The 15890-nt window shown below is 60.7% G+C and carries 18 protein-coding genes; all 18 read left to right on the top strand.

All coding sequences use genetic code 11. The features are described from left to right. Window positions 1-1317 (top strand): phage tail protein (locus J5M72_RS18190; RefSeq protein ID WP_207866702.1); only part of this gene is annotated, 1317 nt, incomplete at its 5' end. Between the two features lie 9 nt (window positions 1318-1326). Beyond that, complete coding sequence (locus J5M72_RS18185; protein WP_207866701.1) at window positions 1327-1857, top strand: DUF4376 domain-containing protein; 531 nt, start codon at window positions 1327-1329, stop codon at window positions 1855-1857. A gap of 113 nt (window positions 1858-1970) precedes the next feature. Next, window positions 1971-2156, top strand: a complete 186-nt coding sequence (locus tag J5M72_RS18180) for a hypothetical protein (RefSeq protein WP_085612311.1) — start codon at window positions 1971-1973, stop codon at window positions 2154-2156. Between the two features lie 2 nt (window positions 2157-2158). Further along, complete coding sequence (locus tag J5M72_RS18175; protein WP_064379034.1) at window positions 2159-3325, top strand: hypothetical protein; 1167 nt, start codon at window positions 2159-2161, stop codon at window positions 3323-3325. Continuing rightward, a complete protein-coding gene (locus J5M72_RS18170) occupies window positions 3325-3831 on the top strand; it encodes a phage major tail tube protein (RefSeq protein ID WP_207866700.1) in 507 nt (168 codons plus the stop codon). The genes J5M72_RS18175 and J5M72_RS18170 overlap by 1 nt, the downstream gene beginning before the upstream one ends. Window positions 3832-4026: 195 nt before the next feature. Then, window positions 4027-4608, top strand: a complete 582-nt coding sequence (locus J5M72_RS18165; RefSeq protein ID WP_207866699.1) for a phage tail assembly protein — start codon at window positions 4027-4029, stop codon at window positions 4606-4608. Between the two features lie 128 nt (window positions 4609-4736). Continuing rightward, window positions 4737-6938, top strand: a complete 2202-nt coding sequence (locus tag J5M72_RS18160; RefSeq protein ID WP_207866698.1) for a phage tail tape measure protein — start codon at window positions 4737-4739, stop codon at window positions 6936-6938. After that, a complete protein-coding gene (locus tag J5M72_RS18155; RefSeq protein ID WP_085683333.1) occupies window positions 6935-7318 on the top strand; it encodes a phage tail protein in 384 nt (127 codons plus the stop codon). Before J5M72_RS18160 ends, J5M72_RS18155 begins: the two co-directional genes overlap by 4 nt. Continuing rightward, a complete protein-coding gene (locus tag J5M72_RS18150; RefSeq protein WP_207866697.1) occupies window positions 7311-7523 on the top strand; it encodes a tail protein X in 213 nt (70 codons plus the stop codon). The genes J5M72_RS18155 and J5M72_RS18150 overlap by 8 nt, the downstream gene beginning before the upstream one ends. A 9-nt stretch (window positions 7524-7532) precedes the next feature. Beyond that, on the top strand, window positions 7533-8561 hold the full coding sequence (locus tag J5M72_RS18145; RefSeq protein WP_207866696.1) for a phage late control D family protein: 1029 nt from the start codon (window positions 7533-7535) through the stop codon (window positions 8559-8561). A 64-nt stretch (window positions 8562-8625) separates the two neighbouring features. Then, window positions 8626-9210 (top strand): hypothetical protein, encoded by a 585-nt coding sequence (locus tag J5M72_RS18140; RefSeq protein ID WP_207866695.1) that lies wholly within the window; start codon window positions 8626-8628, stop codon window positions 9208-9210. Then, the gene (locus tag J5M72_RS18135) at window positions 9207-9386 is read left to right on the top strand and encodes a DUF2635 domain-containing protein (protein WP_007954893.1); all 180 of its coding nucleotides are present in this window, start codon (window positions 9207-9209) and stop codon (window positions 9384-9386) included. Before J5M72_RS18140 ends, J5M72_RS18135 begins: the two co-directional genes overlap by 4 nt. Beyond that, a complete protein-coding gene (locus J5M72_RS18130; protein ID WP_207866694.1) occupies window positions 9386-10882 on the top strand; it encodes a phage tail sheath subtilisin-like domain-containing protein in 1497 nt (498 codons plus the stop codon). The genes J5M72_RS18135 and J5M72_RS18130 overlap by 1 nt, the downstream gene beginning before the upstream one ends. 67 nt (window positions 10883-10949) lie before the next feature. Next, on the top strand, window positions 10950-11297 hold the full coding sequence (locus J5M72_RS18125; RefSeq protein ID WP_007908779.1) for a phage tail tube protein: 348 nt from the start codon (window positions 10950-10952) through the stop codon (window positions 11295-11297). Continuing rightward, window positions 11294-11590, top strand: a complete 297-nt coding sequence (locus J5M72_RS18120; RefSeq protein ID WP_003222226.1) for a phage tail assembly protein — start codon at window positions 11294-11296, stop codon at window positions 11588-11590. Before J5M72_RS18125 ends, J5M72_RS18120 begins: the two co-directional genes overlap by 4 nt. 130 nt (window positions 11591-11720) lie before the next feature. Beyond that, entirely contained in the window at window positions 11721-13493 is a 1773-nt protein-coding gene (locus J5M72_RS18115; RefSeq protein ID WP_207866693.1) for a phage tail protein, read from the top strand. Beyond that, on the top strand, window positions 13480-14715 hold the full coding sequence (locus tag J5M72_RS18110) for a DNA circularization N-terminal domain-containing protein (protein WP_169429098.1): 1236 nt from the start codon (window positions 13480-13482) through the stop codon (window positions 14713-14715). The genes J5M72_RS18115 and J5M72_RS18110 overlap by 14 nt, the downstream gene beginning before the upstream one ends. A gap of 3 nt (window positions 14716-14718) precedes the next feature. Then, window positions 14719-15762 carry a phage baseplate assembly protein gene (locus J5M72_RS18105; RefSeq protein ID WP_169429099.1) on the top strand — a complete coding sequence of 348 codons (1044 nt, stop codon included), beginning with the start codon at window positions 14719-14721 and terminating at the stop codon, window positions 15760-15762. The last annotated feature ends 128 nt before the right edge of the window (window positions 15763-15890 follow it).

The raw sequence follows: 15890 nt of genomic DNA, 5'->3' as shown, positions 1-15890 counted from the left end.
CCTGAGGCGCGTGGGGAGTTCTTGCGGGGTTGGGATCATGGGCGGGGGGTGGATGCCGGTCGGGCGATTGGGTCATCTCAGATGGGGACAGTGACAGCCTTTGACAGCAACCCGAATCCGAACCTTACGGTTGAAGTTGTTCAGGCAACGGTGGCGGCAGCTCAGGCAGATGTATTCATACCCGCTGATTATCCCGGCGTCGCCAGATCGTACACCACTGCAGGTGCTGTATCTTCGCCTGTATTGGTCGATGGCGGTGTTGTGAGACCACGCAACATCGCCGTCATGTGGTGCATCAAGGCCTGGAACGCCCCGGTCAATCAGGGCAACATCGACGTAGCGGCACTGGTCAAGGAAGTCGAACGACTCAAGTCCGCCGTTCCAGTGGGTGCAGTTCTGGCATTCCCGACGGGGATTGTTGCGCCGGGTTATCTGGAGCTGGATGGCAGTGTGCAAAGCATTGCGACCTATCCGGATCTGGCAACTTATCTCGGTACGACTTACAACAAGGGCAATGAGGGCGCAGGTAACTTCCGATTGCCGGAGTCTCGTGGCGAGTTCCTGCGTGGGTGGGATCATGGTCGTGGCGTTGATGCAGGTCGAGCAATCGGTACTGCACAGGCCGAGGAGTTCAAGGCACACAACCATCGTTACTTTGACGGTACTGCCGCGACGATGGATCCCGCCGGAGGATGGCAGGCTGGCACGATCAACGGCGCGGCGGCATCAATCTCCGCCGGTGCATTTCTGTCCAGTGTAGATTCCGGCATCGCCATGCAAATGGTGAATGCCCAGAACACAGTCAACACTGGTGGTGGTGAAACCCGCCCCCGCAACCTCGCCGTCATGTGGTGCATCAAAGCCTGGAATGCTCCGGTCAATCAGGGAAGCATTGATGTCGCAGCGCTTGCCGTGCTCGCACAGCAAGCGTCTGAAACCAATCAAGGCACAACAAAAGTTGCCACCCAGGCGCAAACCAATGCCGGTGCCGATGACAGCGTCATTGTCACGCCGAAAAAATTGACGTGGGGCTTTCAGTTTCAGAAAAGCGGCATCGGTTACTGCGTTTTTCCGTCCTGGCTGGGTGGATTCATTATTCAGTGGGGGGTGTACACCATCGTCTCCAGTACGACTGACCAAACAATCGCTTTTCCTCTCACGTTTCCCTCTACGGCGCTATCAGCCGTCGCGCTCAGTGACTATACCCCCGGTTCCGGGTCAGTCGGATTCGTTGCGATGGGGGCTCTGAACAAGGCTGGTTTTACGGTTCGGTCTTCTTCCGGTACTTCTACTCGATGGCTGGCAGTCGGTTGCTAAGGGGAAAACATGACTAACAAATACATGACATTCGATGCGTCCGGGCATATCAAAGAGCGCCTGATTCAGGGCGTTTGCGACATTCCTGAAGGGGCGTTGCGCATCAGTGAAGAACTCTGGATGCAATCCGCGACCGACACGGCTGGACGTTGGTGCCTGATCGACGGAGTCCTTACCCGGGTTTCTGCTGAGGTCAAAGTTGATTTTGCACAGCGGATAGCCGCTGAGCGTTATCGTCGCGAAAGTTCTGGTGTGCTTTTTGAAGGCTATACAGCCGATACCACACGAGACGGCCAGGCGTTGATTGCCAGTGCAGTCATAGCGGCGTTACTCGACCCGGCCTACAAGTGCGCCTGGAAGTTTGCTCAGGGATTTGTCGAATTGGAGGCTGCGAAGCTCATTGCACTGGCGACATTGGTTCGCACCCATGTTCAAGATTGTTTTGATCGCGAGCGAGCCCTGTTGTCAGCCGTTGAAGCTGGAGAGTGCACAGAGGAAATGGTTCTGCAAGGCTGGCCGGATTCAATCCCGACGCCATAACGTTCCTTTGAATTTCAATTGGCGCCCCGCACCGTCGGGGCGTTTTCTTACCGGTTAAACACCCGCCAAGCCCCTCCCTTTGAGGGGCTTTCCCGTTTATGGAGAAACGAAAAATGGCAACCCGCCAAACCTACACCGTGCTCGTTCCATTCCCCACCGGCGGTGGGCACTGGTCGAGCGTCGGCCAGGAACTCGATCTGCTCGATGTCGAGGCCAGTGCCCTGCACAGCGCCGGTCGACTGGAGCTGAAAACATCTACCACCAAGGCCGTGAAGGCCGCTGCCAAGAAGGCTGACTGACTATGGCTGAGGTTCTGAACTTCGAGCACAACGGCATTACCGTCAATGCCACCGAATCCCCCGAGGCCATGGGTGGCCTGGGCGACAACGTCATCGGTCTGGTCGGCACCGCGCCGAAAGCCGATCCGCTGATTCCGCGTAACGCACCGTTTCGCATCAACAGCTTCACCACCCACGCGCTGCTCGATCCGACCGGTTCGGAAGAGGGCACCCTGTACCACGCCGTTTACCAGATCCTCAAAGTGGTCAAGGTGCCGGTATACGTGGTGATCGTCGAAGCGGGCGCGACCCCGGCCGATACCGTCAACGCCGTGATCGGCGGTGTTGAACCGGCCACCGGCCGCAAGCTCGGTCTGGCGGCACTGGGCAGCGTCCCGGAAGACCTGACCATCATCGGCGCGCCGGGTTTCACCGGCACCAAGGCTGTGGCCAGCGAGTTCGCCTCGTTCGGCAAACGCATCAAGGCCCGTGTGGTGCTGGACGGCAAGGACGTCTCGGTCGCCGATCAGGTGCTGTACAGCCAGGAACTGGGCGGTGCGGATCTGGGTTTCGACCGTTGCCTGGTGGTGCACAACATGCCGGCCGTGTACTCGAAAGCCGCTAAGAAAAACGTGTTCCTCGCGCCATCCAGTCTGGCAATTGCCGCGCTGGCCAAGGTCAAGCAGTGGGAAAGCCCGGGCAACCAGGTGACCTACGCCGAGGACGTGTCGCGGGTCGTTGAATACAACATCCTCGACACCTCCACCGAAGGCGATCTGCTCAACCGCTACGGCGTCAGCTACTACGCCCGCACCATCCTTGGCGGCTTCTCGCTGCTGGGCAACCGCTCGATTACCGGCAAGTTCATCAGCTACGTCGGTCTGGAGGACGCCATCAGCCGCAAGCTGGTGAAGGCCGGCCAGAAAGCCATGGCCAAGAACCTGACCAAGTCGTTCATGGATCAGGAAGTCAAACGCATCAACGACTGGCTGCAGACCCTGGTCGCCGACGAAACCATTCCCGGCGGCAGCGTGTATCTGCATCCGGAACTCAACAGCGTCGAGAAGTACAAGAACGGCACCTGGTACGTGGTCATCGACTACGGCCGCTACGCGCCGAACGAACACATGGTTTATCAACTCAACGCCCGCGATGAAATCATCGAGCAGTTCCTGGAGGACGTTCTCTAATGTTTACCAACCGCGTAAGACAGGCCATCGCGGCCACCCTGCAAGGCCTGCCGCTGTCGGCGACCGTTGAGGAATTCACTCCGCCGAAGATCGACTTCGAGATGGAAAGCATGACGGGCGGGCGCTTCATCGTCGAGGAAATGGCCAAGAGCGCCAAGCCGCTGAACGCCACGCTCAAGCTGCAAGGCACCGGCGCTGAAGTGCTGCTGGCGATGGGCGTGAAACTGGGCGACGACATTCTGCTGAACGTGCGTGAAGCCGGTCAGGATCAGGACGGCAACACCTGGTTCACCTATCACACCATTGGCGGCAAGCTCAAAACCATGGGTGAAGAAGCAATCAAAATGGGTAGCAAAGCCCTGACGACTCTTGAGTTCTCCTGCCGCACCTACAACCGCCTGGAAAACGGCGTGCCGGTGATCGACATCGACGTGCGCACCCAGAAGTTCGTGCTCAACGGCGTCGATATCCTCGGTGATGCCCGTCGTGCGGTGCTGATGCCGTAACGCTGTAAGCAAACCAGGCACTTGCCCCTGTGGGAGCGGGCTTGCTCCGGGTGGCGATCCGACGAATGCGGTGTGACAGTCGCCACACATTCATCTGATAGGCCGCCTTCGCGAGCAAGCCCGCTCCCACATTGGGCCAGTGTGACTGGCCGATGTTTAGCAACACCCCCTCAAGAATCACCAAGGAATTCATACATGTCGTGGATGCCACCCAAGCATGACCTGTTGTCGCCGATTACCGGTGACGACGGCTCGCAGATCGAATCGATTCAGCTCAAGCCGCTGTTCTACGCCGCCCAGAAAGAAGCGCTGGAACGCGCTGGCGACGATGAAGACGATCAGTTCTTCGAACTGGTGCTGCTGGCCACCGGCTTGTCGGTCAAGGAACTCGACCAGCTCAAGCGTCCGGACTACGTGACCATCGCGCAATACGTGCACGAGATGTCGACCCGTCCGGCGTCGTACTTTCTCGACCAGGTCGAAGACGCGGAAAAATCCGACGATCCCGATCAGGTGCAACTGCTGCAACCGCTCGCCGTCACCGGCCGCACCGTGACTTCGCTGAGCCTGGAAATGCCGGCGCTGCGGGCCACCAAAGTGATGAAGAAACTGAAAACGGCCAAGGAACGCGCCGAGTTCATCACCGCCCATTGCACCGGCCTGATGATCCCCGATCTGGCCCTGTTGAGCGTGCCGGACTGGACGCAATTGCAGGTGCGCATCGACGATTTTTTAAACCAGCCGGCGGCCTTCTTTCAGAGCGCGACATCGAAGTAATCCTCGATATCGTGCCGCTCATTTACCCGGTAAGTGAGGCGGAAATTCTGGAGTGGGACGCCGAAAAGGCGTTGCGCCGCTACGACATAGCGATCACTCGCCTTGGCGTGAAAAGGGAGTAGAGCGGCATGGCAGAGAGTAAAAATACGCTCATGAATGCCGGTGACAGCACAAGCGCAGGATTCGGCAGTATCACCCTGAGCACTGCCGCGCTGAACGCAGGAGCCGGGCAGTTTGCCGTGGAACAGACCAGCGGCCTGCGCCAGGCACTGATGACGGCCAGCGGTAAAATCGAGCTGCTGACGACGGCAATCGATGCATTGAGCGTGACACTGTCCGCCTTGCGTGCGTTGCCGCAGGCAGTGAGTGCCGGAGCCAGGAGTGAGTCGTCCGGCGGACAGAAAACACCGGAAAAATCCTCCGGGGGAGCTGAGCTTCCCGAGATGCGCAAGGCCGCGATGGCCATGGATTCGGCGGCGGCCACTCTCGCCAGTGTGGCGCAGCTTTCCCGCGATGGCGGGAAAGACATGGCGCTCACGAGCCTGAAAATGGCCAGTGCCACCCTGGTGGCTGCCGGAGGTACGACCGGGGTCGAACTGGTCAGGATTGAAACCCTGGCAGCCAAGGCGGGAATCGGCAGCGAAGCGGTGAACGAGGAGGGCAGAAAGCACGAGTTGCTGACCTTTGCCAGCGATGCGGCCATCACTGCATCGGCATTCAAGGTTTCGGGGCTGGAAGCCGGCGAAATGTTGAAGGTCTGGCGCACCTCGATGAAGCTCTCGCGCGATCAAGCCCTTGATCTTGCGGATGCGGCCAACCATCTCGGCAAAATGCCCGGAGATGTGCAGACAGCGGATATCGGTACTGTCTTGCAGCAGTCGGGCGAGGCGGCAATCAGCGCAGGCTTGCAGCCTGAACAGGCTGCGGCGTTGACGGCAGCGTTGCTTAACAGCGGCGCGAAAAAAGACGATGCTGGCAATGCGCTGAAGAACATTTCCAGTGCGCTGGGCAAGGGCGATCAAGCATCCATAGCCGAAAAAGGTGCCTGGAAGCAGTTGGGTCTGGATCCCAAGGCAGTGGCCGAAGCCATGCGTGATCCTGACAAACAGAATGCCCAAGGCGCCGTTCTATCAGTGCTTGCGGCGCTGAATGCCAGACCGGTAGAACAGCGCTCGACATTGGCCCGGACCTTGTTCGCGGACAGTGGAGAGGCCGCGTTGTCGCTGTCCCAGGACCTGGGCAAGGTGAATGAAGCCTTTTTCCTTGTGAGCGACAAAAGCCAATACGCGACATCGAAGCTGGGTGACAAAAGCTCGGTAAGACAGTCCGCACTGGCACTTGCCGATACTCAGCAGGGGCAGTGGAACATCAAGAATGCCCGTGAGGAACGTTTGTCGGTCGCCAAAGGCAATGCACTGGCGCCGGATATCGAAAAAACCGGTGAGAGCCATTCGATAGACGCGCTGAGCGATTTGGCCGAAACCTACCCGAAAACCACGGGTGCTGTTCTGACGGCGACGGCCTGGATCAAACCGGTGTTCGACGCCGTGACCGATGCGGTGGTCGGTGAGCTAAAAGATCGGGGAGGTAAATGGATCGTTGATAAAGCTGCCAGTTACCTTCCCGGTCGTTCAAAGCTCGGCTTGTCTGCAGCAACCTCTGCGACGGCCGTGGTTGAAACTCAGGGCTTGGCTCTGGCCAGTCGCAGTGCCAGCGCTGGCAACGGTCTGAAAATACTCGAACAGACTGCAAGGGTTGCTGCCCCGGGGCTGGAGCCTGTGCTCGCATCGGTGCAGCCGGCCTCGCGCTGGATGCCTTGGCAGGCGAAGGCGGCGATTGGTGCTTCGGCTGTCGCCGCAGGTATTGCCAGCGGTGACAAACAGCAGATCGCGCAAGGTCTCGGTGCCGCTGGTGGCGCCTGGGCCGGTGCGGTCGCCGGCAGCTCGATCGGCGCCTCCATAGGAAGTGTGGGGCTGGCGCCGGGCATTGCACTTGGCGGTTTGATTGGTGGACTGGTCGGGGGATGGCTGGGCGCTGAGGGAGGAGGCTTTTTAGGTGAGAAGCTCATGTCCAGCGCGCCGGACAAACTCGCCCCGCCGGCCGAAGTCGCCAAAGACCTGGCTGGCGCACAGACGCAAAACCAGCAGGTTTCCTTCTCTCCGACGATCCAGGTCACCTGTCCTGCCCCCGACACTGCCCAACAGATTCAGTCGATTATCGAGCAACAGATTTCCGGTCAATTCCATGGCCAATTCATGCCGCTGCTGATGGGCGCAAACCCACTCGGGACGCGTCGTGATGCAGCCCTGACTGACGGAGCCGGTACATGAAACAACAAATGGCACTGGGCAGTTTCATCTTCGGCCTGTCTCGGGATTTTGCCTACAGCACGCTGTCGCGAAAATCCGAGGGGGGCTGGACTGACCTGCAGATTCTCAACAGCAAACCCAGGTCCCATCAGACAGGACAGAAGCCTGAAACCCTGACCATCTCCGGCACCTCGATGTACGCCGTGGCGATGGAGCGGCTCGATGAACTGCGTGCGCTGCAAGCGTTGAGAGTACCGCTGCCGTTGATTGACGGCATTGGTCGCAACTGGGGTTTGTGGCGGATCAACAGCATCGACGAAAACCAGAGCGAGGTCATCGATGACGGCACCGCGATGGTGATCAAGTGGGTCATCGGATTGTCGGAGTTCAACAATGCGTAAGGTACGAAGCCTGGCCGGTGATTCGGTGAATCTGTTGCTGTACCGCGAAACCGGTCGCAGCGATGACACCGCCGAAGAAGCCCTGTGGACACTCAACCCGACCCTGGCCGAGCAGGGCCCGATCCTGCCGGCGGGTGTCTGGGTGACGCTGCCGGAACTCGACTCGAAACCCGCCGCGATCAAACCGGTTCTGGCCTGGGATTAAGGAGGCTGCATGGCACAGGGATTTACGCCGGCGATCGAAATCTACGGCGCCAACGCGGCTCTGCTTAATCAGCGCCTGATCAGTTGGGAACACATCGATGCCGCCGGTATGGAGTCCGATCAACTGACGCTGGTGCTCGACCTGGAAGGCCTCGAAGGCTTGCCGACCCTGGGCGGAACAATCGGCCTGCGGGTGGGCTATCTGGAGACCGGACTGGTCGAAAAGGGCCAGTTCAAGGTGACTCGACTGACACCGACGCTGTTCCCGCTGCGCCTGACGCTGGTCGCGACCGCCGCGCCTTTCAGCGGCAAGGACGAGACCCGATTCAAGGAGCGGCGCACGGCCAGTCATGGCCCTACAACCCTTGGCGGACTGTTTCGCGAGCTGGTCTCGAGACACGGATTCTCGCCGCGCGTGGATCCCGAACTGGCGCTGATCAGGATCGCTCATGTCGACCAGTCGAACGAAACCGACATGAGCTTCATCACACGCCTGGCGAAAAAGTACGACGCGGTGGCCAAACCGTTCAACGACCTCTACGTACTGGCGAAACCGGCGCAACTGAAAAACCTGTCGGGCCAGGTGATACCGGATGTCAGGCTGTCGGTGACCCACAACAATCGGCCGGGCGATCACGCCTTCATCAGCGCCACGCTGGAAGAGACTGCCCGCACCCAGAATCAGGGTTGCAAAACCTCATTCTGGGACGGTGCTCTCGGCAAGCTGCGGGAGGTGATCACCGGGTCCGAACCCTACAAGGTCATGCGTCAGAAACTGGCCAGCGAAGAAGAAGCCAAAGCCATCGGCGAGGCCGAAGTACGCAAGATGCTGCGCGAGAAATACAAGCTGAAGGTCACCTGCCCGGGCGATCCGCTGCTGGCAGCCGAAGGCTTGTTGGTGCTCGATGACACCTGGCCGGACTTCATGCGCGGTCGCTGGTCGATTGAAAAGGTAACTGCCAGCGGCAAGCCCGAAGAAAGTTATCGCTGCCTGATCGAAGCAAACGGCCGGGATCCCGAGGCAAAAGCCAAGGACTGATCCCCCCCGGTCTCACCCGCCACACGCATCACTGTGGCCACTCACACATCCTGGAACGCTCCCCATGAAGATCTCCCCGATCCTCACGCAGCTGCGTGCGCAATGCCCAAGCCTTGCCGGCCATATCGCGACAGGTGTCGACCTGGCGCTGCTGCAAGGCGACCCGAATCTGCCGGTGCCCTCGGCCCATGTTTTACCGCTGGCTGACGTAGCCAGCGCCAGCACCGCCCAGAACTCCCCCAGCCAACCGATCCGCGACCGTTTCGAAATCATCCTGGCACTCGATGCCACGGACGGCACAAAAGCGCTGGATCTGTTGCACGACCTGCGCGCCGAACTGTGGCGTGCGCTGGTGGGTTTCAAACCCGATTCCAACGACAGCGCCATCGTTTACGACGGCGGCGAAACGGTCTCGATCAACAGCAGCCGCGCGTTCTACCGGCTGCGCTTTTTTGCCGAGTTCCAGCTGGGCCGCAATCTGCCAAGTCAGCCTGCGGAGAGTTGGCACGAACGCGAACTGGACGGTTTGTCGTCCTTTACCGGGGTCACCGTGCGGGTCGATGCGATCGACCCGGCCGACCCCAATCTGAAACGCCCGGGCCCTGACGGGCGCGTGGAAATGACTTTCTCTGGAGACGTAACCCCATGAGCAACCGCATCACCGTAGTGCCGGCCGCCGGCCGTGCCGTGCCGGACCCTGAAGCCGGCGACCTGCTGCCACTGGAAGGCCGTGAAGTGCTGGACAGCGCCTGGTGGCGCCGACGTCTGGCCGACGGCGATATCACCCTCAAAACCGCAACAGCCAAACAAAAGGGAGCCAAATAATGGCGATCGGATTCAGCAACATCCCTGCGGACATTCGTGTACCGCTGTTCTATGCCGAAATGGACAACTCGGCCGCCAATAGCGCGTCCTCGTCCATGCGCCGCCTGATCGTGGCGCAGGTCAACGACAACATCGCCCCGAGCGAAGTCGGCAAACTGGTGCTGGTCTCCAGCGTGGCACTGGCCAAGAGCATTGGCGGCCAGGGTTCGATGCTGGCCTCGATGTACGAGACCTTCCGCAAGGCCGACCCGATCGGTGAGATCTGGTGCCTGCCGCTGCACAACGCCACCGGCGCCATCGCCAAAGGCGTGCTGACCCTGACCGGCACCGCGACTCAGGCGGGCGTGCTCAACCTGTATGTCGGCGGCGTTCGCGTCCAGGCCACCGTGGTCAACGGTGCCACTGCTGCCCAGGCGGCCACCGCCCTGGCACAGAAAATCAACGCCACCGCCGATCTGCCGGTGAGCGCAGCCGCCGCCGAAGGCGTCGTCACTCTGAGCGCCAAATGGACTGGCGAGAGCGGCAACGACATCAGCCTGCAATTCAATCGCCTGGGCAAGAGCAACGGCGAAGAAACCCCGGCTGGCCTGACCACCGCCATCACCGCCATGACCGGCGGCGTCGGTGTGCCTGACCAGGTTGAAGCGGTTGCGGCACTGGGCGACGAGCCGTTCGAGTTCATCACACTGCCGTGGTCCGACCTGGCCACCCTCAACACCTGGCAAGCGGTGATGGATGACAGCACCGGTCGCTGGTCGTGGGCCAAGCAACTGTTCGGTCATGTCTACAGCGCCAAGCGTGGCACCGTCGGTACTCTGGTGGCGGCCGGTCAGGCGCGCAACGACCAGCACATGACCATTCAGGCGCTGGAGCCGGGCGTTCCGCAACCGGTGTGGGTACAAGCTGCGGCACTGGCTGCGCGCACCGCGGTGTTCATCTCCGCTGACGCCAGCCGTCCGACCCAGAGCGGCAGCCTGCCAGGCGTCGATCCGGCCCCGGCCAGCGAACGCTTCACCCTGACCGAGCGTCAGTCGCTGCTTAACTACGGCATCGCCACCGCGTACTACGAAGGCGGCTACGTGCGTATCCAGCGCTCGATTACGACCTACCAGAAGAACGCTTACGGCCAGGCCGACAACTCGTACCTGGACAGCGAAACCATGCACCAGTCGGCGTTCATCGTGCGTCGCCTGCAAAGCGTGATCACCAGCAAATACGGTCGCCACAAACTGGCCTCCGACGGCACCCGTTTCGGCGCCGGCCAGCCGATCGTCACCCCGGCGACCATTCGCGGTGAGCTGATCGCCCAGTACGCCAAGCTCGAACTCGAAGGCCACGTGGAAAACGCCGAGCTGTTCGCCGAGCACCTGATCGTCGAGCGCGACGTGCAGGACCCGAGCCGCGTGAACGTGCTGTTCCCGCCGGATTACATCAACGGTCTGCGCGTGTTCGCACTGCTCAACCAGTTCCGTCTGCAGTACGACGACGTCGCCTGATCGGCTCGTTTGACACTGTGATTTCAGCCCACCTCGCGTGGGCTTTTTATTTGAAGGGAGTAACACCATGGGTCAACTGATTGCAGGCACCTGCTACGTCAAGGTCGACGGTGCACAACTGACTATCAACGGCGGCTGCGAAGCCCCGCTGATGGCCGTCAAACGCGAAACCGTCGTACCGGGTTTCTACAAGGAAACCGACATCGCGCCATCGTTCAAGGTGACCGCGCTGCACACCGCCGACTTCCCGCTGAAGAAGCTGATCGAAGGCACCGACATCACCGTCACCTGCGAATTCAGCAACGGCAAAGTCTACGTGCTGGCCGGTGCGTACCTGGTCGAAGAGCCAGTCTCCAAGGGCGATGACGCCACCATCGAACTGAAATTCGAAGGCATCAAGGGGACCTGGCAATGAGCGGCGCCGTGAAGCTTCAAGTTGCGATCGAAGCTCACGGCGAGCCCCTGACCGAACTCGTCCTGCGCCGTCCGACGGTGCAGGAGGTGCGAGCGATCAAGGCGCTGCCGTACAAGATCGACAAGAGCGAAGAGGTCAGCCTCGACATGGACGTGGCGGCCAAATACATCGCCGTGTGCGCCGGCATTCCGCCGTCGTCGGTCAACCAGCTCGATCTGGCTGACCTCAACGCGCTGAGCTGGGCCGTTGCGAGTTTTTTCATGAGTGCGGCGTCGGAGCCATCACCGACCTGATTTCGGTCGCCTATGACCTGGCCTGGTTCTGGAAGGTTGACCCCGAACAGATGATGGCCAGGCCACTGGATGTGCTTCGCGAATCGCTGGAGCACGCGCAACGGATCAATGCGATGCAGCAGGTGCAGTGATGGCAGAAGAAACCAAAGCTAAAGCGTCGGTGCTGCTTACCGGCATCGACGAACTGTCACCCAAACTCGGCGCCCTGCGAGTGAAGGTCGATGACTTCAAGAAAAACCTCGAACAGACCGGCCTCGGCAAACTGGACATCAGCGGTCTGTTCAAGGGCGGCAGCGTGATTACGCCGTTCGTGGACGGCATCAAATCGGCTGCGGCGTTTCAGGGCAAGCTTGCCGAGGTCAGCGAGGCGGCGAAAACCGTCGACCTGCCGGAAACACCGAAAGCCGCCGCGCAGAACATGAATGTGTTCAGCGCATCCATGGAGAAGGTGTCCGCTGCGGTGGACGCCGCCCTGGTGCCGGCGGTGGGCGCATTGGTGGTCGGGCTGGAGCCGATGCTGACCCAGGTCGGCAGTCTGCTGGCCGACAACCCGAAACTGGTCGAAGGGCTGGCGGCGGGGGCGATTGCGTTTTCCGCCATGCAGACCGCCGTCACCGGCATGACCCAGGTGATGGACGTTATGAGCATGGTGCTCAAGACCAATCCGATCATGCTGATCGCCATGGGCGTTGCGCTGGCGGCCGGTTTGATCGTGGCCAACTGGACACCGATTTCCGCGTTCTTCACCGGATTGTGGGAGGGCGTGAAAAACGCCGGGGCCAGTGCAATGGCGACGTTGCGCTCGGTGCTCGACTGGCGGCCGCTGGAGGCACTGGCGGCGTTGTGGGAGCCGGTCACGGGGTTCTTCTCGGGAATCTGGAACAAGGTCAAGGTCGTGACCGCGCCGGTGATCGACTTCTTCAAGTCGGTTTTCTCGTGGTCGCCCGCAGGCATGATCCTGGAAAACTGGGGGCCGTTGACCGGTCTTTTTTCGGCGATCTGGGAGCTGCTCAAGGCCTTGAGTGTGCCGATGATGGCGTTCCTCAGAAACCTGTTCGACTTCTCGCCGATGCAGATGATCGCCAGTGCGTGGGGCGGTGTTGTTGCGTACTTCCAGCCGGTGTGGACGACGCTGCAATCGGCCGTGCAAAGCACCCGGGATACGTTGCGCGCACTGTTCGATTTTTTCCCGATGGAAATGATCACCAGCGCCTGGGGTGGTGTCGTCGGATTCTTCGAACCGATCTGGACGGCACTGCAAACGTCAGTGCAACAGGTCAAAGGTTTTTTCACCGGTCTGTTCGAGTGGTCGCCGCTGGAGCAGGTTGCGCAGTACTGGCAGCCGATCGGTGAGGTTTTCTCGGCGCTGTGGGGTGTTGTGCTGGCGCTGTCCGCGCCGGTCGTGGACTTTTTGCACGGCCTGTTCGAATGGAAACCCCTGGATCAGATCATCGAGAGCTGGGGGCCGATTGTCGGGTGGTTCGGCGAGTTGTGGCAAAAGCTGCAAACCGTCATCGCGCCGATCAAGGAGTTGTTCGACGGCGGCTTCGCCGGGCTGATCGCCAAGGTCACCGGCAAGGTCGAAACCCTGACCCAGGCGCAGCGCCAGACCAATGCCGAAGGCAAGGGTGAACTGGCGCCGGCATTCTTCGGTGCCAGCTCGAAACCCGAGGGCGGCAGTGCGTTGCAGGGCGGTTCGTTGCCGCAATCCTCCAGCGCCCTGATCCAGCAAAGCGCCGCCAACAACCGCACGCAACTCGAAGGCGGCCTGACGGTGCGCTTCGAAAACGCGCCGGCGGGGCTGCGCACCGATCAACCGCAAACCAATCAACCGGGGCTGGCGCTCAGTTCGCGCATCGGCTATCGCTCGCTATCGGCAGGAGGTTCCAATGAACTGGCGTGACCGTTTGTTGCCGGCATCCTTTCGTGGTGTCGGCTTCTGGATCGACCAGGCGAAAACTCCGGTCGGTCGCAAGGGGCAGTTGCACGAATACCCGCAACGGGACCTGCCGTTCTTCGAGGATCTCGGCCAGCAGGCCAAGACCCACGATCTGACGGCGTTCATCATCGGTGCCGATTGCCTGGAGCAGCGCGACAAGCTGCTCCAGGCTCTGGAGCAGGGCAGCGGCGAACTGGTGCATCCGTGGCTGGGCCGCCTGCAGGTCAAGGTCGGCGAATGCGACATGACCCACACTCGCCAGGACGGCGGGATGGTGACCTTCACCCTGAAGTTCTACCCGGACCGACCGCTGCCGTTTCCGACGGCGACGGTCAGCACGCAAAAAGTCCTGTTGATCAAGGCCGACGGTTTGCTCGGTTCGGCGGTGGCGCGCTTCGAACAGGCCATGACCCTGATCAAGGCGGCGCGGATCGGCATCGCCAATCTGCGCAACAGCCTTACCGGCGTGTACGACGTGATCAAGGAGCAGCTCAAGCCGCTGATCGCGCAGTACAAGCAGATCACCGAACTGGTCAGGGCCGTCAAGGAGCTGCCCAAGGAAGTGGCAGCGGAGTTCAAGGGCTTGCTTGGCGATATCAAGGAGCTGAAGGCATTCGCGAAGGAGGGCTACCGTGGCGTGATTGCCGACGTGTCCCAACAGATCGAAGCCATCCGCAAGGCCGACGCCCCGAAAATCACCACCGGCAAGGACACCACCGCCGCAGCGCAGGCCCTGGCCAATCTGGTGCAGGACACCCTGATCGTCAAAGCGGCGCAATGGGTAGCCTCGATGCCGGTGGCGTCGACACCGGTGAAACTGTCGTCGACGCCTTCGCTGGACCAACAGTCGAAACAGCCGGTCAGCCGTCAGGAAGTGCCGGTCACCGACGATCTGCAAGCGCTGCAAAAAGAGCTGATCGAAGCGCTGCAAAAGGCCCAGGACAAGGCCGATCCCGCGCACTATCAGGCCATCGCCGATGTGAAGGAAGCGCTGATCGCGCACCTCAAGGCTGTGGCTTCGTCCGGTGTGCGGCTGGTCAGCAAAACCTTCCAGGAAACCTTTCCGGCGCTGGTCGTGGCCTACAAGCAGTTTGGCGACGCCACTCGGGTGACCGAGGTCATTCAGCGCAATGGTCTGTCTCATCCGAGCTTCTCACCCAACGAAGTCAAGGTTTCCAGGGAGTGAGTCATGAACGAGACTGACAACCGCGTGACGCTGACCGTCAACAGCATGGAATACGGCGGCTGGAAAAGCGTGGAGATCACCGCGGACCTGGAGCGCCAGTTCCGCACCTTCAAACTCGACATCACCTGGCAATGGCCGGGGCAGACCGTGGATCAGCGGATCAAGGCCGGTGACCCCTGTGAAGTGAGGATCGGCCAGGATCTGGTGCTCACCGGTTATGTGTTCAAGGCGCCGATCAGTTATGACGGGCGGCAGATCAGCCTGAGCATCGAAGGCAGTTCCAAAACTCAGGACCTGGTGGATTGTGCGGCCCGAAACATCCCCGGCCAATGGCAGGATCAGTCGCTGTTGAACATCGTCCAGGCCCTGGCCGGGGAATACTCGCAGTTTGTGGTCAACGAAATTCCCGAGACTGCACGTCTGAGCAAACACACGATCGTCCCGGGTGAAACAGTGTTTCAGTCGATCGACCGTCTGCTCTCGCTGTACCGGGTGTTTTCCACCGATGACGCCGAAGGCCGGCTGGTGCTCGCCAAACCCGGCAGCGCTGGCCGCGCCAGCGATGCGCTGGAGCTGGGCAAGAACATTCTTTCGGCCAATGCACCGATGGACTTCAGCCAGGTGTTTTCCGAGTACCGGGTGATCGGTCAGCAAAAGGGCAACGACAAGAAGAGCGGGGCGGCGGTCAGCGAAGTTGAATCGACGGCGACGGACCTGAGCTTCAAGCGCCGGCGCACCACGATCATCAACGAAGGCTCGCAACTGACGTTCGAACTGGCCCAGCAACGGGCACAGTGGGAGAGCGCCACGCGTATGGGCCGGGCGCTGACCACCACGTATCAGGTGCAGGGCTGGCGTCAGTCCAATGGCGATCTGTGGCGTCACAACACGTTGGTGCGGGTCAAGGACCCGGTGCTTGGCTTCGATGAAGACATGCTGATTTCCAAGGTGACGTATTCGCTGTCGGCGCAAGGCTCGGTCACCACATTGCAAGTAGCGCCACCGCATACCTTCGACGCGAACCCGACTCCCCCGAAAAAAACCTGAGCCCAAGTTCTGCAAACACCACCGGACACTGTGGGAGCGGGCTTGCCCGCGAAAGCTGTGGTGGCTGCAACACATCTTTGCCTGAACGACCGCCATCGCGGGCAAGCCCGCTCCCACAGGGTTTGCCA

Source organism: Pseudomonas sp. 58(2021), from assembly GCF_017491585.1.
Classification (GTDB): Bacteria; Pseudomonadota; Gammaproteobacteria; order Pseudomonadales; family Pseudomonadaceae; genus Aquipseudomonas; species Aquipseudomonas fluorescens_BT.
The sequence above is the reverse complement of the archived record's forward strand: the minus strand, read 5'-3'. Positions and strand labels throughout refer to the sequence as shown.